Origin of the sequence: Cycloclasticus sp. (assembly GCA_040743155.1) — a bacterium.
Classification (GTDB): Bacteria; Pseudomonadota; Gammaproteobacteria; order Methylococcales; family Cycloclasticaceae; genus Cycloclasticus.
Genome location: JBFLJU010000001.1, coordinates 2,155,539 through 2,178,562, shown reverse-complemented (window position 1 = coordinate 2,178,562; position 23,024 = coordinate 2,155,539). Strand labels below are relative to the sequence as shown.

General features: G+C 44.8%; 23 protein-coding genes. 15 read left to right on the top strand and 8 right to left on the bottom strand.

The window, feature by feature from the left end:
• Window position 1: 1 nt before the first annotated feature.
• Entirely contained in the window at window positions 2-535 is a 534-nt protein-coding gene (gene def / locus AB1Y31_10460; GenBank protein ID MEW4983596.1) for a peptide deformylase, read from the bottom strand.
• A 139-nt stretch (window positions 536-674) separates the two neighbouring features.
• Here def and AB1Y31_10455 point away from each other — a divergent pair, with 139 nt between their 5' ends.
• From AB1Y31_10455 to hemF, 7 genes are read left to right on the top strand one after another with little or no spacing between them, the layout of a single operon-like run.
• Complete coding sequence (locus tag AB1Y31_10455) at window positions 675-1,691, top strand: LysM domain-containing protein (protein MEW4983595.1); 1,017 nt, start codon at window positions 675-677, stop codon at window positions 1,689-1,691.
• A 2-nt stretch (window positions 1,692-1,693) separates the two neighbouring features.
• Window positions 1,694-2,854 (top strand): DNA-processing protein DprA, encoded by a 1,161-nt coding sequence (gene dprA, locus AB1Y31_10450; GenBank protein MEW4983594.1) that lies wholly within the window; start codon window positions 1,694-1,696, stop codon window positions 2,852-2,854.
• 21 nt (window positions 2,855-2,875) lie between these two features.
• Window positions 2,876-3,352, top strand: coding sequence for a DUF494 domain-containing protein (locus AB1Y31_10445; GenBank protein MEW4983593.1), 477 nt, complete (start codon window positions 2,876-2,878; stop codon window positions 3,350-3,352).
• A gap of 8 nt (window positions 3,353-3,360) precedes the next feature.
• The gene (gene topA / locus AB1Y31_10440; protein ID MEW4983592.1) at window positions 3,361-5,655 is read left to right on the top strand and encodes a type I DNA topoisomerase; all 2,295 of its coding nucleotides are present in this window, start codon (window positions 3,361-3,363) and stop codon (window positions 5,653-5,655) included.
• Window positions 5,656-5,667: 12 nt separating this feature from the next.
• Window positions 5,668-6,183 carry a 5-(carboxyamino)imidazole ribonucleotide mutase gene (gene purE, locus AB1Y31_10435; protein MEW4983591.1) on the top strand — a complete coding sequence of 172 codons (516 nt, stop codon included), beginning with the start codon at window positions 5,668-5,670 and terminating at the stop codon, window positions 6,181-6,183.
• A gap of 7 nt (window positions 6,184-6,190) precedes the next feature.
• Complete coding sequence (locus tag AB1Y31_10430; GenBank protein ID MEW4983590.1) at window positions 6,191-6,745, top strand: Sua5/YciO/YrdC/YwlC family protein; 555 nt, start codon at window positions 6,191-6,193, stop codon at window positions 6,743-6,745.
• Between the two features lie 17 nt (window positions 6,746-6,762).
• Complete coding sequence (gene hemF / locus AB1Y31_10425) at window positions 6,763-7,677, top strand: oxygen-dependent coproporphyrinogen oxidase (GenBank protein ID MEW4983589.1); 915 nt, start codon at window positions 6,763-6,765, stop codon at window positions 7,675-7,677.
• Window positions 7,678-7,686: 9 nt separating this feature from the next.
• Here hemF and AB1Y31_10420 read toward each other — a convergent pair whose 3' ends face one another.
• Both AB1Y31_10420 and AB1Y31_10415 read right to left on the bottom strand, forming a co-directional pair.
• Complete coding sequence (locus AB1Y31_10420; GenBank protein MEW4983588.1) at window positions 7,687-8,352, bottom strand: ABC transporter substrate-binding protein; 666 nt, start codon at window positions 8,350-8,352, stop codon at window positions 7,687-7,689.
• 19 nt (window positions 8,353-8,371) lie between these two features.
• Window positions 8,372-8,878, bottom strand: a complete 507-nt coding sequence (locus AB1Y31_10415; GenBank protein ID MEW4983587.1) for a DUF302 domain-containing protein — start codon at window positions 8,876-8,878, stop codon at window positions 8,372-8,374.
• A gap of 135 nt (window positions 8,879-9,013) precedes the next feature.
• Between AB1Y31_10415 and hemB the strand changes: the two genes are divergently transcribed.
• Together hemB and aroE are read left to right on the top strand one after the other, a co-directional pair.
• Window positions 9,014-10,027 (top strand): porphobilinogen synthase, encoded by a 1,014-nt coding sequence (gene hemB, locus AB1Y31_10410; protein ID MEW4983586.1) that lies wholly within the window; start codon window positions 9,014-9,016, stop codon window positions 10,025-10,027.
• Entirely contained in the window at window positions 10,027-10,842 is an 816-nt protein-coding gene (gene aroE, locus AB1Y31_10405) for a shikimate dehydrogenase (GenBank protein MEW4983585.1), read from the top strand. Before hemB ends, aroE begins: the two co-directional genes overlap by 1 nt.
• On the opposite strand, the gene AB1Y31_10400 is transcribed toward aroE, so the two are convergent.
• The gene (locus AB1Y31_10400; protein ID MEW4983584.1) at window positions 10,839-11,375 is read right to left on the bottom strand and encodes a gamma carbonic anhydrase family protein; all 537 of its coding nucleotides are present in this window, start codon (window positions 11,373-11,375) and stop codon (window positions 10,839-10,841) included. The two genes, aroE and AB1Y31_10400, sit on opposite strands and share 4 nt — an antisense overlap.
• A gap of 51 nt (window positions 11,376-11,426) precedes the next feature.
• Between AB1Y31_10400 and AB1Y31_10395 the strand changes: the two genes are divergently transcribed.
• Both AB1Y31_10395 and AB1Y31_10390 read left to right on the top strand, forming a co-directional pair.
• Window positions 11,427-11,999: a LemA family protein gene (locus AB1Y31_10395; protein MEW4983583.1), complete on the top strand. Its 573-nt coding sequence runs from the start codon at window positions 11,427-11,429 to the stop codon at window positions 11,997-11,999.
• On the top strand, window positions 11,996-12,934 hold the full coding sequence (locus AB1Y31_10390; GenBank protein ID MEW4983582.1) for a GIDE domain-containing protein: 939 nt from the start codon (window positions 11,996-11,998) through the stop codon (window positions 12,932-12,934). The genes AB1Y31_10395 and AB1Y31_10390 overlap by 4 nt, the downstream gene beginning before the upstream one ends.
• 8 nt (window positions 12,935-12,942) lie before the next feature.
• Here AB1Y31_10390 and AB1Y31_10385 read toward each other — a convergent pair whose 3' ends face one another.
• Genes AB1Y31_10385 through AB1Y31_10375 form a run of 3 tightly spaced genes read right to left on the bottom strand, consistent with a single transcriptional unit; the run spans window position 12,943 to window position 16,920 of the window.
• The gene (locus AB1Y31_10385; protein ID MEW4983581.1) at window positions 12,943-13,428 is read right to left on the bottom strand and encodes a hypothetical protein; all 486 of its coding nucleotides are present in this window, start codon (window positions 13,426-13,428) and stop codon (window positions 12,943-12,945) included.
• Window positions 13,425-14,633 carry a sialidase family protein gene (locus AB1Y31_10380; protein ID MEW4983580.1) on the bottom strand — a complete coding sequence of 403 codons (1,209 nt, stop codon included), beginning with the start codon at window positions 14,631-14,633 and terminating at the stop codon, window positions 13,425-13,427. The genes AB1Y31_10385 and AB1Y31_10380 overlap by 4 nt, the downstream gene beginning before the upstream one ends.
• Window positions 14,634-14,643: 10 nt before the next feature.
• On the bottom strand, window positions 14,644-16,920 hold the full coding sequence (locus AB1Y31_10375; GenBank protein ID MEW4983579.1) for a TonB-dependent receptor: 2,277 nt from the start codon (window positions 16,918-16,920) through the stop codon (window positions 14,644-14,646).
• A 187-nt stretch (window positions 16,921-17,107) separates the two neighbouring features.
• On the opposite strand from AB1Y31_10375, the gene prlC reads away from it, so the two are divergent.
• The 3 genes from prlC to AB1Y31_10360 all read left to right on the top strand — a co-directional run bounded on the left by prlC (window position 17,108) and on the right by AB1Y31_10360 (window position 21,204).
• Window positions 17,108-19,147 (top strand): oligopeptidase A, encoded by a 2,040-nt coding sequence (gene prlC / locus AB1Y31_10370; GenBank protein MEW4983578.1) that lies wholly within the window; start codon window positions 17,108-17,110, stop codon window positions 19,145-19,147.
• A gap of 1 nt (window position 19,148) precedes the next feature.
• A complete protein-coding gene (locus AB1Y31_10365; protein MEW4983577.1) occupies window positions 19,149-19,790 on the top strand; it encodes a TIGR04211 family SH3 domain-containing protein in 642 nt (213 codons plus the stop codon).
• Window positions 19,791-19,950: 160 nt separating this feature from the next.
• Complete coding sequence (locus tag AB1Y31_10360; GenBank protein MEW4983576.1) at window positions 19,951-21,204, top strand: FAD/NAD(P)-binding oxidoreductase; 1,254 nt, start codon at window positions 19,951-19,953, stop codon at window positions 21,202-21,204.
• A 57-nt stretch (window positions 21,205-21,261) separates the two neighbouring features.
• Here the strand turns inward: AB1Y31_10360 and AB1Y31_10355 are convergent, their stop codons facing one another.
• Window positions 21,262-21,492 carry a sulfurtransferase TusA family protein gene (locus AB1Y31_10355; GenBank protein ID MEW4983575.1) on the bottom strand — a complete coding sequence of 77 codons (231 nt, stop codon included), beginning with the start codon at window positions 21,490-21,492 and terminating at the stop codon, window positions 21,262-21,264.
• A gap of 62 nt (window positions 21,493-21,554) precedes the next feature.
• On the opposite strand from AB1Y31_10355, the gene ubiD reads away from it, so the two are divergent.
• Window positions 21,555-23,021 carry a 4-hydroxy-3-polyprenylbenzoate decarboxylase gene (gene ubiD, locus AB1Y31_10350; GenBank protein ID MEW4983574.1) on the top strand — a complete coding sequence of 489 codons (1,467 nt, stop codon included), beginning with the start codon at window positions 21,555-21,557 and terminating at the stop codon, window positions 23,019-23,021.
• Window positions 23,022-23,024: the final 3 nt, after the last annotated feature.

Sequence of the window (23,024 nt, the reverse complement as noted above, 5' to 3'; positions counted from 1 at the left end):
CTTATAGGACGGGGTTAGATTGAGCTTTTGGTTCTGTATGCTCTTTTTCCATGCGCTCAAGCTTTTTCCTAATTCGATTACGTTTCAGGGGCGAGAGATAATCCACGAATAACTTGCCGTCTAAATGATCGATTTCGTGTTGTATGCAAACGGCTAATAAGCCGCCGGTAGTCATTTCAAAAGGTTCCCCCTGCTTGTCCAATGCTTTGACGGTAACGGAATCTGCTCGTTCAATATCCTCGTAGAAACCGGGGACAGAAAGACAACCTTCCTGCATGATTTCAACGCCCTCTTTGTGCGTGATAACAGGGTTGATAAAGCATAGGGGCTCATTATTATCTTCTGATACGTCAATCACGATAAGACGCTTGTGAAAATCCACCTGTGTTGCGGCAAGGCCGATGCCGGGCGCTTCGTACATTGTTTCGTACATGTCGTCGATAAAAAGGCGCAAGTCGTCATCAACGCTTTTAATTTCAACTGCTTTGGTGCGAAGTCGCTTGTCTGGGAAGTGAAGAATGTCTAGTTTTGGCATAGTGAAATGAAGAAATGTGCGTTTTCGCTCAGTTGTTTGAGGGGAATTCTAACTAATTTAGGTTAAACTTTGAATAGTGAATATTTTAAGCTAGACTTAGAACGTTCTTAATTTGCCAATAAAAAGGAAGATCATGGCTATGAAAAAATTAATAGTATTGCTACTTGGCATGGTGTTTAGTTGGAGTGTACTGGCCGCTGATATTAAGTTAAACCCATCGCACCCAGATCGTTATGTGGTTGTAAAGGGAGATACGCTTTGGGATATATCGGCACGTTTTTTACAAACACCATGGCGCTGGCCTGATATTTGGCAAGCCAATGATCAAATTGGGAACCCGCATTTGATTTATCCCGGCGATATTATTGAGTTGTCTTTTATTGATGGCGTGCCAAGGTTGACCTTGAAAAGAGGCAATGGAAAGTTGTCGCCGTCTATTCGACGCTCTAGTTTAGGTGATGCCATTCCTGCAATACCCATCGATGCGATTAATGCATTTTTGAATAACCCAAGGGTGATGACGCAAGAAGAATATGATTCTGCGCCTTACGTGGTTGCGTTTGATGACGGACATATCTTGGGTAGCCCAGGTTATAAAGCTTACGTTAGGTCTTTCCAAAACGGCATTGCCGATGGGTACGTTGTGGTGCGTCAAGGCGAAGAATATTTAGATGGTGAAACGGGCGAGTCTCTAGGTTTTGAATCCGTCTATATAGCAGAATCAGCCGTTAAGTTGAAAGGTGACCCAGCGACGGTTATGTTGTCAAAATCAACGCGTGAAGTACGTAAAGGGGACCGTTTGTTGCCAGCTATAATAGGGCCTATCGTGCAAAACTATTTCCCCCGCGCACCAGACAGCGATATTAAAGGTCGAATTGTTGGGGTGGTTGATGGAGTGTCTCAAGTAGCGCAATATGATGTGGTTGTGATTGATCGTGGTGAACAGGATGGTGTCGAAGTAGGACATGTGCTACAAGTTGATCGTGCAGGCGAAACCGTAAGAGATGTTATTGCCGGCGGCGGTGAAGAAGTGACCTTGCCAGATGAAAAAGCAGGTGCGCTTATGGTTTTTCGTGTTTTTGATCGTGTGAGTTACGGCCTTGTTATGCAGAGTAGCCGAGTAATACATCGCCATGATGTAGTTCATACGCCTTAACATTGGCTGATATTAATGGGCCTGATGGTGTTTGTACATCGTCAGGCCTTTCTCGTTCAGATGCTCGTGCTTGGCTTGCTTTATGGCGAGTTAAAGGAATTGGCGCAAAAAGATACTTAGCCTTACTTGAGCTGTTTGCTTCGCCGGAGAGCATTTTTTCCGCGTCCACCGCCGAGCTAAGGCAGGCGGGTTTGTCGGCGACTATCGCTGAGCAGATAAAAAACTTCGATTACCGCAAAATAGAGCCGGATTTAAAGTGGTTAGAGCGCGAAAGCTGTCACTTGATGTGTTGGCACGATGACGACTATCCGGTGCTCTTAAAAGAGATTGCAGACCCGCCGCCGGTTTTATTTATACGCGGAGACCGGTCTCTTCTAGGTTCCTTACAAATAGCGATGGTGGGCACAAGAAACCCGTCGCCAATGGCGCTTAAAACAACGCAAGCCTTTGCAAAAAGTTTCGCGAATTTTGGTCTAACCGTAACAAGTGGGCTGGCGTTAGGTGTTGACCAAGCGGCGCACAAAGGTGCTTTAGAAGGTAATGGCTATACAATTGCAGTGGCCGCTACCGGTTTGGATAGGGTGTATCCTGCAAGCCATAAACCGTTGGCAGAAGAGATTATTAAGACAGGTGCAATCGTATCGGAATTTCCGATTGGCACGCAACCAAAGCCGGGGTACTTCCCTCGACGGAACCGCATTATCAGTGGCCTAAGTTTAGGCGTTTTAGTGGTGGAGGCGGCGATAAAGAGTGGAACATTGGTGACGGCAAAGCATGCTATGGAGCAGGGTCGAGAGGTCTTCGCCATTCCGGGCTCTATTCATAACCCGTTAGCAAAAGGCTGCCATCACTTGATTCGGCAGGGTGCTAAATTAATTGAAACAGCTGACGATGTTCTTGAGGAGCTAGGCCACCTCTCATCCATTGCTGTTGGTGAGAGTGATGCGCAACGAGCAAAACCCGCGTTAAATATTTCGCCTGTGGAAGGTGATTACGTTGTTTTACTTGAAAAAATTGCCTTTGACCCCACCTCTGTGGATGAACTGATAGCGGAAACTGATTTTACAGCAGAAGAAATTTCGTCTATGTTACTAGTATTAGAGCTGCAAGGTTTAGTATCATCTGCGCCTGGTGGCCTTTTCTATCGGTGTTCAGCCGAATAAGTAGAGATAAAATTGAAAGAAATGAAAGAAACTATTTTTGAAGTACTCGTGTACCTATTTGAGCATTACATCGACGTGGGCGATGAAAAAGCAATCGAGCAAGGTGCGTTAAAAAAAGAGTTATTGGAAGCAGGGTTTACAGAAAATTATGTTGACCGAGCCTTTGACTGGATGGATGAGTTAACGCTTCAGCCCTCAGCAGTGGTTGAACATTATGCCGGCCAAAGCTCAATCAGGATTTATTCCACTGAAGAACGTGTACGATTTGATGTCGATGCTCAAGGCTTTCTCTTGTTTTTAGAGCAGGCAGGCATCATAGACATGACTCGCCGTGAGCTGATTATAGATAGAGCGATGGCGTTAGGCGATGCGATACTGACAGTAGACCACGTGAAGTGGGTGGCATTGATGGTGTTATTTAGTCAATCTGGTATGGAAGGGCACTACTCACAAATGGAAGAGCTAGTGTATGGCGACATTCCATTCGAACTTCATTAGGCGCAAATATGTCAGCTCTTGTTATTGTTGAATCACCGGCGAAAGCCAAGACCATTGAGAAGTACTTAGGAAAAGGCTTTACCGTTTTGGCGTCATATGGGCACGTCAGGGATTTGGTGCCGAAAGAAGGCGCAGTTGATCCTGAGAATGATTTTGCGATGAAATATTCCTTAGTCGAAAGGAATCAGCGCCACGTACAGGCCATTGCTAAGGCAATGAAAAAAGCCGACGAACTCTATCTCGCGACTGATCCAGATAGAGAGGGTGAGGCAATTTCTTGGCATGTGTCTGAATTACTAAAAGAGAAAAAGCTACTAAAAGACAAGCCTGTTTATCGTGTTGTTTTTCATGAAATCACCAAAAAATCTATTCAAAAAGCGATACAAGAACCACGCGAGTTGTCAATGGATATGGTGGATGCTCAACAAGCAAGGCGAGCATTAGATTATTTGGTTGGCTTCAACCTGTCGCCTTTATTGTGGAAAAAAATACGCCGTGGTTTATCCGCAGGACGTGTACAAAGCCCTGCCTTACGACTGATTGTAGAGCGTGAACTAGAAATAGAAGCGTTTAAAAATCGCGAATACTGGAGCATCGAAGCGGCAGTGAAAGCGGCGGATCAACCGTTTAAAGCCAAGTTAACGCATTTTGAAGAAAAGAAACTGACCCAGTTTAGCGTTGAGAATGCCAAGTTTGCGAATAAAATAAAAGACGATATTGTTAGCGTTGCGGCGGGTAAACTGCTGGTTAAGAAGCTACAAAAGAAGCAACGTAGGCGTAACCCGGCGGCACCCTTTACAACCTCTACACTTCAACAAGAAGCGGCAAGAAAGTTAGGGTTTACCACTAAAAAGACGATGCAAATTGCCCAGCAATTGTATGAAGGGGTGACTATTGGCTCTGAGTCTGCAGGTTTGATTACCTACATGAGAACGGACTCGGTGAACTTGGCGGAAGAAGCAGTTGCGGAGATTCGTGAGCTTATTCAAACCCGATACGGTAAAGAGAACGTACCTAAAACGGCACCTGTTTACAAAACAAAGTCAAAAAACGCACAAGAAGCTCACGAGGCGATACGTCCGAGTTCAGCAGCGCGCATACCTGAAGAAATTCGCGGTTCGTTATCGAACGATCAATATAAGCTTTATTTGTTGATCTGGAAAAGAACAGTGGCCAGCCAAATGGTTAACGCGTTGATTGACGGCGTTAGCGCAGATCTAACGTGTGGTAAAGGTCATGTGTTTCGTGCGACGGGTTCAACCGTTAATAAGCCGGGCTTTATGTCGGTGTATCTCGAAGGTAAAGACGACAGTAAAGCTGACGACGATAATAAGGAAAACTTATTGCCGCCAATGAAAGAAGGCGAGTTGATTGACCTATTGGACGTAACGCCGAATCAACACTTTACCGAGCCACCACCACGCTACGGTGAAGCCAGTTTGGTTAAGGCGCTTGAAGAACACGGTATTGGCCGCCCTTCAACGTATGCGTCTATTATTTCAACCTTGCAAAACCGTGATTACGTTGAGCTAGAGACGAAACGTTTTTACCCCACGGATGTTGGTCGAATCGTTAATAAATTTTTAACGCAGCATTTTACCAATTACGTGGATTACGATTTCACGGCTAAATTGGAAGATGACCTTGATGCTGTTTCTAGGGGTGAAAAAAACTGGCTGCCATTGATGAGAATGTTTTGGCAGCCATTCAAAACTTTGATTGACGATAAAGAAGTCAGCGTTCAGCGCAGTGACGTCACGCAAGAAGCGTTGGACGAGAAGTGTCCAGAATGCGGCAAGCAGTTATCCATTCGTTTAGGTAGGAATGGTCGCTTTATTGGTTGTACCGATTACCCTGAATGTGGCTATACGCGCAACCTTAATGAGGATGCGGCGGCTGCAGAGCCCGAGGTGGTTGAGGGGAGAAGTTGCCCTAAGTGTGAATCAAACCTTATTATTCGTACCGGTCGTTATGGCAAATTCATTGGCTGTAGCTCGTATCCGGATTGTAAGCACATGGAGCCGTTAGAGAAACCAAAAGATACTAATGTGGTTTGTCCTGATTGTAAAAAAGGCACGATACTCGAACGTAAATCTCGGAAAGGGAAAATATTTTACTCTTGTTCAAACTATCCTAAGTGTAAATATGCTTTGTGGAATGAACCGATTAATGAGCCTTGTCCGAGTTGTAACTGGCCCATTTTGACGATAAAAACAACGAAACGACGTGGCACTGAAAAAGTATGTCCACAGCAAGAGTGCTCCTACGTGACGCCTTGTGAAGAAATAGCTAAACCGGAATAACACAAAATTATTATGCAAAATAAAAAAATATTTGTCGCTGTATTAATGGGCTCAGACTCAGACTTTCCTGTCATGCAAAGTACGCTTGATGTGCTGAAGGGGCTGGAAATACCCTATGAAGTTAGAATAACTTCTGCGCACAGAACGCCTGCTGAAACGCATGCTTATGTGACCGATGCCGATGCGCGAGGTTGTGCCGTCTTCATTGCGGCTGCAGGTTTAGCGGCCCATTTGGCCGGAGCAGTTGCTGCTAACACGGTTAAGCCGGTAATAGGCGTACCATTAGATGCAGGCTCGTTGCAGGGTAAGGATGCGCTTTTGTCTACGGTGCAAATGCCCGGCGGTATACCCGTTGCCAGTGTAGCCATTGGTAAACCGGGTGCAAAGAATGCGGCCTATCTTGCAGCGCAAATAATAGGGTTGTTTGATGCGGGTGTTTCGCAGCGTGTGGCTGCAGATAGAAAGGCTGCTGGTGAGGCGGTGATTAAGAAAAATCAAGAGTTGCAAGAAAGGCTTCAACAGAGTTAGCTCTGCTATGCCATCAGCGTGGCAGAAAAGGTGTTTTGCTGAACACCTGCATGCGGGAGGGGTTGTAGCGTACCCAACAGAAGCGGTGTTCGGTTTGGGCTGTGACCCACTCAACTCAGAGGCGGTTTCACAGTTACTTCGGTTAAAAAGAAGAGCGCGAAATAAAGGACTTATCCTCATTGCGTCGGACTTTTCTCAAATAGAACCTTATCTAAAGCCGCTATCTGAATCGGTTATTTCTATGATATATGATCAGGTTCAGCAGCCAACGACGTGGTTGTTACCCGCAAAAGAGTCGGTGCCAAAATGGCTAACAGGGGGGCATAAAACGATTGCAGTCCGGTTGGTACAGCATGGCTTGGCTAAAGAGCTGTGCGAATTGGTGGGGATGGCGATCGTTTCGACAAGTGCCAATATATCTGGTTGTGTATCAATAAGAACGGCACACCAAACTCGCTTGAAATTCTCTGGTAAGGGCGTTTACACCATCAATGGACAAGTCGGAAAAGCTAAAAAACCTAGTCGGATAATCGATCCTCTGTTAAACAAACAAATACGTTAATTACCGAGATTTTATTTATGTCAGCACCGGATATACAACGCGTTAAAGAGTATTTATTAACGCTACAAGATAGCATCTGTTCTTCTATCGCGGGATTAGAAGAAGAGGGGGCTTTTAAAGAAGACCTGTGGGATCGAGGTGGTGATACCGGTGGCGGCCGCACAAGAGTGCTAGAAAGTGGAGCCGTATTTGAACAAGCCGGGGTTAATTTTTCACACGTACGTGGAGGCTCTTTACCGGCGTCAGCGACTCAACATCGGCCTGAATTGGCGGGACGCAGCTTTGAAGCCTTGGGTGTTTCATTAGTCATTCACCCGCGCAATCCATATGTGCCGACTTCACACGCAAATGTACGTTTTTTTATTGCAGAAAAAGAAGGCGAAGAGCCGATATGGTGGTTTGGTGGTGGCTTCGATTTAACGCCGTATTATGGTTTTGAAAAGGATGTGATCCATTGGCACCAGCAGGCGAAGAAAGCATGTGAGCCGTTTGGTGATATGGTTTATTCAAATTATAAGAAATGGTGTGATGAATACTTTTATTTAAAGCACCGTAACGAACCTCGCGGTGTAGGCGGCCTTTTTTTTGATGATTTAAACGAAGGTGGTTTCGAACACTGTTTTGCGTTAATGCAAAGTGTGGCTGATCACTATATACCAGCGTACGCACCGATTGTTGAACGCCGGAAAGGCTTGGCATATACAGATAAAGAAAAAGATTTTCAGCTTTATCGACGTGGTCGTTATGTCGAGTTCAACCTGGTTTACGATAGAGGAACTCTATTTGGTTTGCAAACAGGCGGCCGCACGGAATCTATTCTAATGTCCTTACCGCCACAGGTAAAATGGCGTTACAACTGGAGCCCAGAACCGGGCTCAGCTGAAAGTAAATTGTATACTGTCTTTTTACAGCCAAAAGACTGGCTTGGCTAGCAAGTAAAACTAAGATTTATTGTCAGTTTCATCTTGAGCAAGTTGACTGGACGCTTCTGATTGCTTGTTTTTTTCTGCTAACTGCTGAATAACCTTATCTAAGCCACCGGCCCTTTTAATGGTTTTGGCAAAGCTGGCTTTGTAGTTAGTGACCATGCTGATGCCTTCGATGATGACGTCGTAGGCCTTCCATTCGCCTTCTTTATTGATGGCCATGCGGTAATTAACGGCAACCGGTGGCCGTGAAGGTTGAATGATTTCCGTTTTAACAGATACTCTTTTCTTCGTTGAATCGAGTTTCATCGGCAAAAAGTGTACGGTCCATACGTCAAATTCTTTGAAAGCGGTGGCGTAGGTGTTTACCAATAAGCCTTTGAATTCTTTTTGAAATTGATGCTTTTGCTGATCGCTTGCTTTGCGCCAATATTTACCTAAGACGAGTCTAGATATCTTTTCTAAATCTACGCGGGGCTCAAGAACTTCGTTAACGAGCTGAAAAATATAGTCACGATCATCAAGTCTTTTCTTGTCTTTCTGAATGATGCTGTATAGCAAGTCTGAGGTATCTTGGATGACCTTTTGGGGGGCGTTCAAGTCGTTTGCCGTTGCGGAAAAAGCTGTGCCTGATAGGAGGGCTAATAGCCCAACGATTAAAAATCCTTTTATTTTATTCATTACTCAATATCCTGTTTTTTTATTTTTGTAGTTGTTCATTGAAGGATGACCGCCCCGAGGCTTTTTCCATTGCAGCGTCAATCGCTTCGATAACCGTATTTTCTATCTCTTGTAAGACCGGTAGTGCTGGACTATTTTGTCCAACAAAGCTGGGTTTAACAAATAATATATGCGTTTTACCTGAACGCTCGATGACTGTTAGACGCAAGGGGCACAAAGCCAGCATCGTTGGATCTTCATTGCTCACTTTGTTTGCATACCAAGCATTGCAAAACACCATACTGCGAATGCCACCTAATTTGTTTTTATTGTAGTTTGCAGCCCATTTTTCTTTAAATCGAGAAATATTTTCACCAATATTGGCTGTAAAAACAACATAAAAGTTACGCTGTTCTAGCTCTTGATAAACAGAATCAAAGGCGTCATCTAAGGTCATATCCCCTGCTTTCTCATAAACACTGCTGCTAGAAGCGATAGCAATGGTTGTTGAAAAGCAGAAGATTAAAATGCTTAATAAAATTTTCATAGTTGTTTAATATTTAACCGTGCCTGATGCCTTCTTTGAATGAGTATAGCCGCCCAAATTAATAATTCTAGAGCGAATGGCTAACTAAGTCGTTAGAATAGCAACGAATAATTATAGCTTGAAATGGTGGGCGAAATGAAGATCAACAAAACAAATGCAATTCTTGCTACTAGACAGCGACGAATGCGATCGGATGAGTTTAGTCGTCGGTTGATGCGAGAAACTCAATTGACTGCGGATGATTTGATTTACCCAGTGTTTATTATCGAGGGTGAAAAACAACGCCAACAGATTGATTCAATGCCTGATGTTGAAAGGCTTAGTATCGACTTGCTGATACAAGAAGCAAAAGAAGTTTTTGAGCTGGGTGTGCCTGCGATCGCACTATTCCCGGTAACGTCGGCAGACTCTAAAACAGAATTGGCGGATGAGGCATGGAACCCGCAGGGCTTAGCGCAAAGAGCCGTTCGCGCATTGAAAGAAGCATTGCCAGAACTCGGCGTGATTACCGATGTTGCCTTAGATCCGTTCACCACCCATGGCCAAGATGGTTTGATTGATCAAAACGGCTATGTGTTAAATGATGAGACAGTTGAGGTGCTGGTGAAACAGGCGCTATCCCATGCAGAAGCAGGCGCAGATATTGTCGCACCGTCGGACATGATGGATGGCCGAGTGGGCGCAATACGTGAGGCATTGGAAGTGGCGGGTTATACCAATACTAAAATACTGGCTTATTCGGCAAAGTATGCCTCTAGTTTTTATGGGCCATTTAGAGATGCGGTTGGCTCTGCGGCGCAGCTGGGTTCAGGGAATAAATATAGCTACCAAATGGATTGTGCTAACACCGATGAGGCCTTAGTCGAAGTGGGCTTAGATATCGAAGAAGGTGCGGACATGGTGATGGTGAAGCCGGGTATGCCCTATTTAGACATTGTTAGACGCGTTAGCGACGAATTTGATATCCCTGTGTTTGCGTATCAAGTCAGTGGTGAATATGCGATGTTAAAGGCAGCGGCGCAAAATGGCTGGCTGGATGAAAAAGCAACCGTTTTAGAATCATTGCTGGCGTTTAAGCGAGCCGGTGCGGACGGTGTTTTAACGTATTTTGCAAAAGACGTTGCGCGCTGGTTAAGAGAAGAAAAATAATGATAGATCGTTATGCGGTATTTGGTTTTCCGATTGGGCATAGTAAGTCGCCTGTCATCCACCAGCAGTTTGCAGAGCAAACTGAGCAACAGCTGAGTTACGACGCGGTAGAGGTGAGACCGGAGGTGTTTGATGAAACGTTGGCAGAGTTTTTTAGCGCGGGTGGAAAAGGTATAAATTGTACGGTTCCACTGAAAGAGCTGGCGTTTGAGAAAGTGGATAAACTAACGGAGCGAGCAAAGTTCAGCGGCGCTGTTAATACGATAAAGCTGATGAATGATGGTTCTTTGTTGGGCGACAATACAGACGGCGTAGGTTTGTTGACCGATTTGTGTGAAAACTTGGGCTTGCAGTTAGGCGGTAAAAGAATCCTCGTGCTAGGGGCTGGTGGGGCGTCACGTGGAATTTTAGGGCCTTTACTTGGCGCAAAGCCATTGGAACTTTGGCTGGCTAATCGGACGGTTTCGAAGGCGCAAGCGCTGGAAGCGTTATTTTCTTCTGTAGGACCTATCCATGCATCAAGTTTTGAAGACTTAGCTGGTAAGCAGTTCGATTTAATTATTAACGCAACCTCTGCCAGTTTGACAGCTGATCTTCCGCCTTTGGCAGATGGACTGCTGGCTTCAAGAGGGGTCTGCTATGATCTTGCGTATAGCCAAGAACCAACGGCGTTTGTTAAATGGGGCGCACAAGAGGGTGCCATATTATCCGTAGACGGATTAGGTATGTTGGTAGAACAAGCAGCTCACGCGTTTAATTTATGGCGAGGTGTGATGCCCGAAACAAAGGTGCTTAGGGCGAGCTTAAGGAATTAAGCCCTGTCAACGAGGTATTTGTTTTTCAATCGGACATAGTTTTTTGGTGAATAACTTAGGAACTGCGCCTCTTTTTCATTAACTGGGCGAGTTTTTTTAACCGGTGAGCCAACGTACAGGTAGCCGCTTTCCAATACCTTTCCTGGAGGGACAAGGCTGCCAGCGCCAATCATCACCCCGTCATTAACAACTGCACCATCCATCACAATAGCGCCCATACCAATCAAGCAATGATTGCCTATCGTGCAGCCATGTAAGGTCACGTTATGGCCAACCGTTACATCTGTTCCAATCGTTAACGGATACCCTCCAGGGTTAAAATCACTGGCGTGGGTCACGTGTAACACGCTACCGTCTTGCACATTAGAACGCGCGCCAATCTGAATACGGTGTATATCGCCACGAACGATCGCTAACGGCCAAATAGAAACATCTTCAGCGAGAGCGACATCGCCAATGACCACGGCAGTTTCGTGGATGAAAACAGTCTCATGAACTGACGGAGTTTTAGAGTCAAAAGATTTAACGTGCATAAGTGGGGTCCTGTTCTATACTTTATCGAGAAATTTTAAATGGAGAAAAACATGAGTGTATCAGGATTTGTCACGTTGGCAGTCATCGTTGTCTTGGCAGGCTATGGGATAGCGCTTTACAACAGTTTAGTGAGTTTAAAACACAGCGTTTCGAAGGCCTGGTCAAACATTGACGTGTTGCTAAAACAGCGGCATGACGAGCTGCCAAAATTGGTGGAAACCTGTAAGCAATACATGAAGCACGAGCAAGGTACGCTTGAAAAAGTGATGCTGGCACGTTCAGGTGTTTCAAGCGCCTTAGGCAAGTCAGATATGGCGGCGCTGGGTCAGGCGGAAACACAAATGCGGCAAGGGCTGATGAATTTATTTGCCGTGGCAGAAGCCTACCCCGATTTAAAAGCCAATGACTCGTTTAAAGAATTGCAAAAGCGCATTAGCCAACTGGAAAATAATATAGCGGATCGGCGCGAGTTTTATAACGAAAGCGTGAATTTAAATAATGTGCGTATTGAACAGTTTCCCGATGTGTTGATAGCCAAGTTTTTCAATTTCAACCCATTTGATTTACTGGAGTTTGAAGAATCAGAAATCGCCGATGTCAGCGTCAAAAAACTATTTGAATGATGAATGATTTGGCGTACGCCATTCAGCGCTTATCAAACGACGAATTTTGGCTATATTTTATTGGTGCTTGTCTTGCGGCAATGGCTAGTCTGTATTTTTATTTTCGTTTTTTATGGCGTTATCGCATTATGCAAGACACGCCAACATCCTTAATACGATCGGCCGCGCAAGGCTATAACGAGTTTGAAGGCTCAGCAAAAATGCTACCCGGCGAGCCTATTATTGCGCCGCTGACTAAGCTTCATTGCGTGTGGTATCAATATAAGGTCGAAGAAAAGCAGTCGCATTATGTGCGTGGGCGTAGTCGCACTAGTTGGCATTTGTATGAATCGGGTGTTAGCGATGGTGTTTTCGCCTTACAGGGTCGAACAGGTAAGGCGATTGTTGACCCAGATGATGCAGAGGTCGTTCATTCGGTCTCTGACTCATGGTACGGCAGCACGCCTTACCCCAGCGCAGGGCCTAGGGGCTTTAGCTCTAGAGCATTCGCTATTGGCAGACGTTACCGTTATAGCGAAAAGCGTATTCACGAAGGGGATGGCTTGTATGTTTTGGGTGATTTTAAGTCGTTCACAGAAGTGGAGTTGCCATCCGAGAATGAATCGTTGGCGGCTATCTTAAGTAGTTGGAAAAGAGACCCGCAGGCATTATTAAATCGCTTTGATGAAAACCGAGATGGCAATATTGATTCGGATGAGTGGGAGAAAGCGGTTTTAATTGCTAAAAGCCAATTAACTGAAGCGTCGGTTAAACAGACGCAGGCACGTATTGATAATGTTATCGAAAAGCCGTCTGATAGCCGTAAGCCCTTTTTAATTTCAACCCAAGATGAGGCTGAGTTAACTAGAAATTTCCAATATAAGTCCTATGCCTCATTGTTTCTCTTCTTTGCTCTTGGCGCAGCTGCGCTTTGCTTATTTAATGTGCGTTTTTAAATAATTTCTCATTGGGCAGGTGTATAGAAAATGCCTGCAATCTTTTCAAGAGTTGGGTTTGATAAGATACCACTATGCGCGTAGGACTTATGCTGCGGATCAAATAAATAACTTCTAGGTAATTCGCCGTACCAATTGGGGTCGATTGATTGGCGCAGAAGTGCGTGAGCCTGGGAGCCAAAAATCCAGTTTTCACGATGGCTTAACTGGTATTCATTAATGACTTGTCTTACTTCGCCTTGTTGGTTTTTAGGGTCGGTTGAAACCAAAACTAGGTTAACGTCGGAATGCTTCTTAAGCCAAGGCGATAATAAGGCTAACTCGTCATAGCAGGCGGGGCAATCTATAGACCAGAGCACCAGTAAGAAGGGTTTTCCTGAATACTGATGAGTTATTTTTTTTAGACTACCGCTGTCGAATGACCTAAGCGTAGTGGGCTCTGCGTATATGGCGCTTGAACAGAGTAAAACTAACAGGGTGAGAAGTGACTTCAAGGGCTTTCCTGTTTCTTTAAAGGGATTAAGCGCAAACCTTCGGCGGTAGTAAACCACGATGCATAGGCTACATTATTGTTATTAATAATGAATGGGTGGTCTGAATCATTGGCGCTACTGGCGATGGTGATGGGCTGTGTCCAGTGTTGGCCTTGGTCCAGCGAATACTGCGCATGTAGTTGGGTGCGGCCTTGAATGAATGACTTCCAAACAAGCCATGTGGTGCCAGCAAATTGTTTGACGAACGGGTGGCTGGCACTGGGTGAAGGGTCGATGAGCCGAGGCTGGCTAGAAGTTTGCGTTGTTAGATCATAGCGTGCGTAGTATAGACCCTTGTGTAGTGCACCGTGGCTAAACCACGCCATGTGATAACTGTCAGGTGTAATAGGAGAAAGGCTTGGCCCATGGTGAGGGCAGGCATCGGTTTTCCATTGATCAATAGTCGCTCTGTGAACAGTGGGCGCCTTGCCATGTTCAAGTAAGCTGATGGCATGGTCGCGTAGACCGCCTGTGAAAATATGCCGCCACATGATGGCCGCGTTGTCTTCACCGCTAGGCGAAATGGCGATACGGCAACATTCGCACGTGTGCTCTGCCGCTAGTAGGTTATTAGAAAATGTTTTTCCATAATCGGTAGAGCGGGTGTAATAAAGGGAAATTCCTTTATACGGCAAGCCCATTTCTTTTGCTTTGACCGATAAACGTTTATCTAACCAAGCTAAGTAGATGTCTCCTGAAGGAGTGAGTAATAAGCTATCGAAACGGTGACCAATATTTTGCCCATCATCATTGATGACGATGTCCTTCTCGAAGCTTTTTCCGCCGTTGATTGATCGAGCAAAGTGAATGTCGCCGTTAAAGCGTCCCTTCGTTTTCTCTGTCCAAGACAGATAAATATTGCCTTCCTTACTAACCGCTATTTTGGGGCGGTTTTCACCGTTAGTATAAATATCTTGAGGCGTAAGGTTGACTAAAATAGGCGCGTTGAATGATTTTCCTAAATCGTTAGAAGAGGTAACGAAAACAGATTTATTTTGAACATAAGCAACCCATAATCGGCCATCAGCCCCAAAGGTTGATGTTGGCGTTTTCCAGTCAAGCGCTGCTTTAAGGGTATTTTTATCTTCTGAGAAAGCTGCAGATTGAAAAAAGATCAGAGCCAGTAAGCTAGCCCTGATTAAAAAAAGAGGTAAGTTCTTTGTCATAAGTGAGACGCTATAGCGTTAATTTACCTTCTAGAAAGAAAGTTCTTGATGGCCATGGGTGATGCACATAGGCTTCTTCGTTGAAGATATTGTCAACGCCGATGCTAAATTGGGTGGTTTTTGATGCTTGCCAGTTCAGCTTGGTATTTACAAAAACATATTCATCTTGTGCGCCAAAGACGTTGCCCTCTGCGTCGCTATTGTCTAGGTCACCATAACTGTTGCTGGCATATCGGATGCCTGCATGAGCAGCTAACTTTTCAGTTAGCGGGTAACCCACTAATAAATTAGCACGCCAGTTTGCTAGCCTTGGAAATGTATTACCCTCGATGCTTGGGTCGAGCGAGTTTTTAGTAATCTCAGCATCTGTATAACTAACATTGAAGCGGCTATCAAATTTTGAACCCATGATGTTGTTTTGGTTATAAACGAATTCAGCGCCCTTTGTTTTCACGGTGCTAATCGGTAGGAATGTGCGCAAGGTTGAGCCGTTAACGGTAACGTTTTGACTAAAAATAACATCATCAACGTCGTCATAGAATAGGTTGAAACGAACGAGACCATCGTGAAGCTTGTGCTCTAACATAATGTTTTGAAATATGCCGTCTTCTGGTTCTAAGTTTGCGTCGGCTATTGATACTTGGAGGGCTTCGTTTACATTTTGGTAAAGTTCTTCTGTTATCGGAAAGCGCAGCGCACGAGCGATTGAGTACCGTAATGTTGTTCTGTTCGTTAAGAAATGGGCCAGAGAGAATTTTGGAGAAAACCCCTTTTCATGCCTGTCATTGTGTTTTTCCGCCCCAGCAATAATTCCGTCAGCATTGTCATCAAAGAAACCATTTTCTCCGCGCCAATCATCGTAACGAAGGCCGACAGAGACATCCCATTTAGGGTCAATTAACCAGCCCCACTGCGCAAAGACAGAGTGTGTGAACGTTTCGCCACCACTTGCGCCACGTGTGTTGCCTTTTGTGTTTGTGATGGAGTCGTATCTAAATGGGTTTATTTCCAGTTCATACTTACTGTAGTTATAGCCAACGGATAAGCGTTGATTGTCATCGCTGCCTAGGGATTCGGTGCCTGCCTTAAAGTCTAACGTTTGCCAACCAGTATCGTCATATTCAGTTAAACGACCACCGAAGGCAGTGTTTGCTGCAACATACGCAGGATCAGCCGGGTTTCGGCCAGTTCGTTCTTCTTCATCTTTTAAGATATCAAAGTTGGTGGCGTAAATATCAAATACCCAATCACTGTCAGCGCCCATAGGGCCTGTTATACCAATTCCTAATAGTAGACTTTCTCGATCTTGGACGCGTTCTTGAAAGACGCTCGCGCCATAACTGCTGGTTTCAAAATGCGTGCCATCGGTAGTCGTTACATTGTCATCCCAAACGCGGTTGCCAGTAGCATCTCGAAGGTAATTGTTTACATCATCGGTTTCATTCTTTCTATCTTCATAGGCGATGCTACCGCGCAATTGGTAATCACCCACATCGTAATTCATTTTGATTTTAAGCAAGTCGGTTGTGGTGTGGGTTGCACCTGAATCGCCATAGTAGGTAACATCGTTACCATGTTCTTCAGCACCCGCCTCTGTTCCACTAACGATAGTGCCGCCAGCACCTGACGCTGCGGCTGCAAATTGCGTCTGTGGTTGGCTGTCATTCTCTAGGTGGGTGAAAGAAAGAAATAGACCGAGGTTGCCAATTTTATCTTCGAAAGAACCGAAGAATTTCCCACCATTAAAGTTTTTGTCTGTTTGAAGTGTGTCGTAGTCCTGACTGAACAGGGTACCTTGTAAGACAACGCGGCGTAGCTTAGGGTCGCGTGTTTTAATATTGACAACGCCACCCATGGAGCTCCCGCCGTACTCAGCAGAAAAAGGACCATAAATAATTTCGGCACTTTCGACTTCGTCTGGGCCAACTAAAGACCACCGAGGCGAACCAGAGTAACTGGTTTGGAGGAAATAATGCAGCGGCAAGCCATCAGCATATACGGATGTTCTGGTGGTTTGAAACATATTAGAGCTACGAATTCCGATGGTGCCATTTGAATCTCCAATATAGCGTTTGCGAATAACTAAGTTGGGTTCATGAGAAATAATGTCTTCAGTTGTTGTTGCGTTAATGGCTTTAGCATCTTCAGCGGTAATGCGAGCCGTTGGGCTGACAACGGTCGTGTCACGAAATAAAACGTCGCTGGTGACAGTGAGACTAGGGATGTCCGAATTAGCATAGGCCGTTGTACAGCTTAAAAGGCAAAGGCCGATGATGTGTTTTTGCATGTTTTTATTTTCAAATGCTCGAGGGTGGCAGCGGATGATAGAGGAGTTGTTTAAACTTTGGAATGCGACAAATTGTCGCAGGGTTAATACTAAGGAAGTGTGCTATATGACTTTAATTAGCGCTGAGCTTGGATAGAGGGAGTGAAGCGTGAGAAGATGCACGCTTTGAATTCACACACGTATCGGTATGAGCAACCCATTATTAGAAGACTTTTTATTACCTCCTTTTTCGGCGATTAAGGCGACACATATTGAACCAGCAATCGATCAATTGCTGGACGAAGGACGACGAACGATAAAAGAGCTGCTTGAAAATGAAGCAGATTATTCTTGGGAAAACTTGGTTTACCCCATGGAGCAAGTGGACGATAGGTTAAGTCGAATCTGGTCACCAATAAGCCACCTGAATTCGGTTATGAATAATGATGCCTGGCGTGAAGCCTATTCAAACTGTCTGCCAAAGCTCAGTGAGTATTCAACAGAGATTGGGCAAAACAAAACGCTGTACTTAGCTTATCGCTCAATTAAAGAGGGCGGCGAATATGCGCGCCTTGATACAGCGCAGAAAAAGATCATAGATAACGCATTACGTGACTTCAAATTATCTGGTGTAGCGCTAGCGGATGATGAAAAACAACGATATATGGAAATTTCTCAGGAGTTATCGTCCTTAACCAATCAGTTTGAAGAAAATTTGATGGATTCGACGAACGCCTGGAGCAAGCTTATTTTGGATGAAAGCGAGTTATCTGGCTTGCCAGAATCAAGCATGGATTTGTTGCGGCAAACGGCTCAGCAAAAAGATAAAGAAGGCTGGATGCTGACGTTGGAGTTTCCGTGCTATATGGCGCTAATGACGTATGCAGATAGCCGTGATTTACGCTATGAAATACACCGTGCTTTTGTAACTAGAGCGTCTGATCAAAGTGACGGCGACAAGGCTTGGGATAATACCAAGACAATGGACGATATTGTTGGCTTACGGCATGAAAAAGCACAGCTATTAGGTTTCGAAAGCTACGCTGATTTATCGCTGGCAACAAAAATGGCAGAAACGCCGACGGATGTATTGGAATTTCTAAGCCAATTGGCGAGCAAATCTTTGCCAATGGCGAAACAAGATTTTGCAGAGTTAAGCGCCTTTGCGAAGGAAAAGGGGCATGAGGCTGACCTTGAATCGTGGGATACGGCCTATTATTCAGAAAAATTACGAGAAGAACGCTATCAGTTTTCTCAAGAACAAGTGAAACCTTACTTTCCAGCGAATCGTGTCTTATCGGGTATGTTCGAGGTAGTGGAGCGGCTTTACGGCATTAAAATTGCTGAAATTGACGGCGTTGATAAATGGCATAAAGACGTTCAGTTTTTTGCCATTACCGATGAACTGGGCGTTCAACGGGGCCGTTTTTATATTGATTTGTATGCGCGGCCACATAAACGCGCTGGTGCGTGGATGGATGAGTGCGTAACGCGCTTCAAAAAAGACGATGGCGTGCAATCGCCGGTGGCCTACTTAACCTGCAATTTCACACCGCCCATCGGTGACGACCCTGCGTTGTTAACGCACGGCGAGGTTGAAACCTTATTCCATGAGTTTGGCCATGGTTTGCACCATATGCTGACCAAGGTGGATTACTTGAGTGTATCTGGTATTCATGGCGTTGAATGGGATGCGGTTGAGCTGCCCAGTCAATTTATGGAAAACTGGTGTTGGCAGCCCGCTGTCATGAACTTAATTTCGGGGCACTATAAAACGGGTGATAAACTGCCGGATGATATGTTTGAAAAAATGTTGTCGGCGAAGAACTTTCAATCCGGCATGCAAATGGTTCGTCAAATTGAATTCTCAATATTCGATTTTCGTATCCATTTGGAATATGACAAGGCAGAAGGTGCGCGAATTTACGACATTCTTGAAGAAGTAAGAGAGCAAATGAGTGTGGTTAAAACGCCGGAGTTTAATCGTTTCCCAAATAGCTTTTCGCATATCTTTGCGGGTGGTTATGCTGCCGGTTATTACAGCTATAAATGGGCAGAGGTGTTGTCTAGCGACGCGTTTTCATTGTTTGAGGAAAACGGTGTATTTGACGAAAAAACAGGACGCTCGTTTTTGCATAATGTTTTAGAAAAAGGAGGTAGCGACGACGCCTTAGCATTGTTTACAGCGTTTAGAGGCAGGAAGCCGAGCATTGACGCATTGCTAAAACATTCAGGTATTGCTGCCTGATATGTTTAAACGGATTATCTTGCTGCTGATGCTTTGGCCTATTGTTGGTAATTCCGCGCACATAACCGATAAATTATTGGCCGGTATGTATGCAGCGCCTAATAAGACCGAACAGCCGATCCAGTTATTACCGAGTGGTACACCGGTTGAATTGATTGGTGAGCAAAAAGATTTTGTGAAAGTGCAATTAGTCGACGGCAAAACGGGTTGGGTCGAAAAGCGATTTTTGTCTGAAGAAAAGCCAGCTAAGGTGCGTTTACTTGCACTACAAAGTAAATATAGGCAGTTGCAAGGGAAGTTAGATGAGGCCGAGAAAAGGATGACTGCTTTAGATCAGCCGGTAGAACTACCGAAGGTCAATAGGGAGGAGCAACAACCCAATGTGGAGTTACAGGACGCTTTGCTAAAGGCCAATAATGAGGTTCTACAATTAAAAGAACAAATGAATCAGCTTGAAGAGGTAAAGGTTGGCGTTGATGGGCTTGTTGAGCCAAAAATCGCGAAAACGGTGGGCGAAGAAGGAGTTGCATCCTTGTTGATAGTGTCTCTGCTGTTTGTTATCGCTGTGATGGCAGGGGTGTATGCCGGTATGCGGATCCAAGATAAGCGCCAATTAAAAAAGCACGGAGGCTTTAGAATCTGAATGGGTTCTGGGAATATGTATATAACCTAAAAGAATAAAAGGTCATTATTTTAGGTAAAATGATTTAAGAAACAGGTGGTTATAGGTTTTTTTCGAATAGTCGGTGACGTATAGTTGGCCGTATAAAAATACTAATATATAACTAAAGAGGAGATAAATCATGTCAGGAAGACATCAGCAAATACTCATTATTGGCGCAGGCGCTGCCGGCATTACTGTTGCTGCGAGTTTGAAGCGTCATGCAGCTGGCAAACAGCTCGATATCGCCATCGTTGATCCTGCCGAAAAGCATTACTACCAGCCCGCTTTTACGTTAGTAGGCGGTGGTTGTTACAACTTTGAAAAAACGCATCGGTCGACGGCTAGTTTAATTCCTAAAGGCGTTAGCTGGATAAAACAAGCGGCGGTGCATATAGACCCAGAAAACAATTCTGTTGAATTAGATAATGGCGACAAAATCAGCTACGAGTACTTAGTGGTTTGTCCTGGCCTTGTTTTAGATTGGGAGGCGATTGATGGTCTTAAAGAAACGATAGGTAAAAATGGTGTGTGTTCAAATTATTCGCCGGATTATGTTGAATACACATGGGAGTGCATACAAGGTTTAAAAGCTGGGGCTAAAGCATTCTTTACACAAGCGCCTTTACCTTTTAAGTGCCCCGGTGCGCCGCAAAAAATTGCGTACTTGGCGGCGGATTACCTTCGTGGTAAAGGCATTTTAGATCAGTGTGATGTTCATTTTACAAACCCTGGTCCGGGCATGTTTGGTGTGCCTTACTTTGCCAAAGCGCTGGTTAAAGTGGCAGACGGGTATGGTATACACAAAGATTTATTGCATAAGCTGGTTAAAATTGATGGCGATGCTAAGAAAGCCACGTTTGAAGTAGTTGATGGGGATAACAAAGGTGAAATCAAAGAGCTTGATTTCGATATGATTCATGTGACGCCACACCAAAAAACAACTGCTTTCCTTCATGGCTCGGCAGTTTCTAATGAAGCCGGATATGTGGATGTTCACCAAAAATCCATGCAGCATATTAAATACCCGAATGTTTTCGGTTTGGGTGATGCGTGTTCAACGCCCAACTCTAAAACAGCTGCCGCAGTACGTAAACAAGCGCCGACCGTGGTCGAAAATATTAAAAACTTGATGGATGGTCAACCAGTGGTTGAGACATATTATGGCTATGGCTCTTGCCCGTTAACTACGGCTCGTGGCAAAGTGATGATGGCTGAGTTTATTTACGGAGGTAAGGTAACCCCCACACTTCCATGGGTGGCAAAGCCAAATGAGGAGTCAAGGGTGATGTGGTATACAAAGACAACGGGTTTGCCCCTCATGTATTGGGAGTTTATGTTGAAAGGCTATGAGAAGTTCCTTGAGCCGCAACTAGATTACGATACAGATGAATAGTCGTTAATTGGCTAGAGCCATTTATTTGAGCACTCTTTTGATTAAACAGAAGGAAAGTCAGTTAGCTATTTTAATGTAAAAGTATTGAATATCGTCATCTCGCTCAAACAAGAGCATTTCGTGATTTGATTTATCAATAAAAACGCCAATATCAAGGTGGGCTGCAGGGTCGGTGGCAAGCATTTGTATCACCTCACCGGGGTTAGCTTTTTGAAGAAGTTGTTTAAGTCGTAATAATGGCAGGGGGCAGTTTAGGCCTTTTGCATCCAGTGTAATGTCGTATTTCATATCTTAGTTTTTGTATCAGTGTTGCTTTATAATCTCATAAAAATGATTAGTTTATAGTAAAGATGGAATATAAAGATTTACGTGATTTTATCTCAAAACTGGAACAACTGGGTGAGTTAAAGAGAGTCACTCAGGAAGTTGACCCCTATCTCGAAATGACAGAGATTTGTGACCGAGTTCTGCAACAAAAAGGCCCTGCGCTACTATTCGAAAACCCTAAGGGATATTCGACGCCAGTATTGGCTAATTTATTTGGAACGCCAAAGCGTGTCGCCCTAGGTATGGGGCAAGACGAGGTTAGCGCCTTAACCGAAGTGGGTGAAGTGTTGGCCGCATTAAAAGAGCCGGAGCCGCCAGCAGGTGTGAAGGACGCATGGGAAAAACTGCCAGTTTATAAGCAGGTGCTCAACATGGCGCCAAAGATGGTTAAAAAGCCTGTGTGCCAGCAAATTGTCATTGAAGGTGATGATGTTGATTTAGCCACCTTGCCTATTCAAACCTGTTGGCCAGAAGATGCGGGTCCGCTGATTACGTGGCCCTTGGTCATTACAAAAGGGCCGTTAGCAAAGCGCCAGAATTTGGGCATTTATCGCCAACAGGTGATTGGGCGTAATAAAGTGATTATGCGTTGGTTGGCTCATCGAGGCGGTGCGCTTGATTTTAAAGCATGGCAAGAAGAGCACCCTGGCGAACCATTCCCTATAGCGGTTGCGCTAGGTGCAGACCCCGCCACCATCTTAGCGGCGGTTACGCCGGTACCTGATTCTTTATCAGAATACGCCTTTGCAGGTTTGTTGCGTGGTTCTAAAACAGAGCTAGCTAAATGTTTGACACACGACCTACAAGTTCCGGCCAGTGCGGAGATCATTTTGGAGGGCTACTTATATCCAGATGAGATGGCTGATGAGGGACCTTTTGGCGACCATACGGGCTATTACAATGAGGTTGAAAGCTTTCCCGTTTTCACTATTGAGCGAATAACGCACCGCAAAGAACCTATTTATCATTCAACATATACCGGCAAACCACCGGATGAGCCTGCGATTTTAGGCGTGTCGTTGAACGAGGTGTTTGTGCCGATTCTGAAAAAGCAGTTTTCAGAAATTCAGGACTTTTATTTACCACCCGAAGGCTGCTCTTATCGGATGGCAATCGTGAGCATTAAGAAGCAATACCCGGGTCATGCTAAGCGTATTATGTTTGGAATTTGGTCATTTTTACGCCAGTTTATGTACACTAAATTTGTCATTGTGACCGACGATGATGTTGATGTGCGTGATTGGGAGTCGGTAGTTTGGGCAATTACAACGAGGGTAGATCCCAGCCGAGATGTGACGCTCATTGATAACACCCCCATCGATTATTTGGATTTTGCGTCACCGGTATCGGGTCTGGGTTCAAAAATGGGGCTTGATGCGACCAATAAATGGCTAGGTGAAACCACGCGGGAATGGGGTAAGCCGATTGTAATGGAGGCATCCGTTAAGCAAAAAGTCGATGAACTATGGGCGTCCTTAGGGTTGGATTAGGTG